This window comes from Thiohalocapsa sp. (assembly GCF_019695415.1).
Taxonomy (GTDB): Bacteria; Pseudomonadota; Gammaproteobacteria; order Chromatiales; family Chromatiaceae; genus Thiohalocapsa.
In genome coordinates, this window is sequence record NZ_JAIFKJ010000447.1 from 1 (window position 1) to 1,544 (window position 1,544).

Here is a 1,544-nt window from a genome sequence, read left to right on the forward strand (position 1 = left end):
CCGCCAATCCCTGTCCGAGGGCGGTGTCGCGGTGAGCGAGCGCCGCGTCTGCATGGCCGCAGTCGTCCTGGCGTCCGGCGCCGAGCCAGTATTGTGTGCTCTGAGCGCAGGCTGCGAGGACGGCGCGGCGCAGTGCAGAGTCAAGGCGGGCGGCGGCATGGGGCTCTGTTCCGCGGGCCCACTCGTGGCCGTCGCCGCCCCGGAGGCTGCGCTGGACGAGGCCGTCATCTACCGCGACGTCGGCGCCGCGGACGCGCCCGACATCCTCGCCAGCACGGCGGCCGGCGCCGCACCGGGGGAGCGCTTGCAAATCCCGAGCGACATGCCCTTTTTCTCGCGCCAGCACAAAATCGTGCTGGAGAATGCCGGCATCGTGGACCCGAACAGCTTCAGGGGTTATGTCATGGCCGGCGGCTATGCGGCCATGGTGCAGGCGCTCACCGAAATGACACCGCAGGACGTCATCAACGAGGTCACTACGAGCGGGCTGCGCGGACGCGGCGGCGGCGGTTATCCAACGGGTCTCAAGTGGTCCACGGTGGCGAAGATGCCGCCCGGGCAGAAGTACGTCATCTGCAACGCCGACGAGGGCGACCCCGGCGCCTTCATGGACCGGGCCATCCTGGAGTCCGACCCGCACCGGGTGCTGGAGGGCATGGCGATCGCCGCCTATGCCATCGGCGCCAATAAGGGCTACATCTACGTGCGCGCCGAGTATCCCCTGGCCGTGGAACGGCTCAAAACCGCCATCCGCAAGGCCAAGCGATCGGGCTTCCTCGGGAACCACATCTGCGAGACCCAGTTCAACTTCGACGTCGAAATTCGCCTCGGCGCCGGCGCCTTCGTCTGCGGCGAGGAGACCGCACTCATGGCCTCCATCGAGGGTGGCCGCGGCCATCCCCGCCCGCGCCCGCCTTATCCGGCGGAATACGGCCTGTGGGGCAGCCCAACGCTCATCAACAACGTCGAGACCTACGCCAACATCGCGCCCATCATCAGCAACGGGGGCGACTGGTTTGCCGGCATCGGTACCGAGAAGTCCAAGGGCACCAAGGTCTTCGCGCTGGCCGGCACCAACGTCAATACGGGCCTCATCGAGGTCGACATGGGCACCACGCTGCACGACATCATCTTCGAGATCGGCGGCGGAATCCCGGACGGCAAGGCATTCAAGGCCGTGCAGACCGGCGGTCCCTCCGGCGGCTGCGTGCCGGAGGCGCACCTGGATATCGCCGTGGACTACGACAGCCTGAAGACGCTCGGCACCATGATGGGCTCGGGCGGCATGATCGTCATGGACGAGACCTCGAACATGGTCGACGTCGCCCGCTTCTTCATGGAGTTCTGCATGGACGAGTCCTGCGGCAAGTGCGTTCCCTGCCGCGCCGGCACCCAGCAGATGCATGGGCTGCTGGACCGCATCGCCAAGGCCGAGGCCACCCGCGCGGACCTGGAGCTGCTCGAGGAGCTGTGTGACGTGGTGCAGGCGACCAGCCTCTGCGGCCTCGGGCAGACGGCGCCGAACCCGGTGATGTCGACGCTGC

At 67.8% G+C, this 1,544-nt stretch carries 1 protein-coding gene; it reads left to right on the forward strand.

The features are described from left to right. Positions 1-52 precede the first annotated feature (52 nt). A partial coding sequence (locus tag I6U14_RS12575) for an NADH-ubiquinone oxidoreductase-F iron-sulfur binding region domain-containing protein (protein ID WP_367115664.1) occupies positions 53-1,544 on the forward strand: 1,492 nt, incomplete at its 3' end.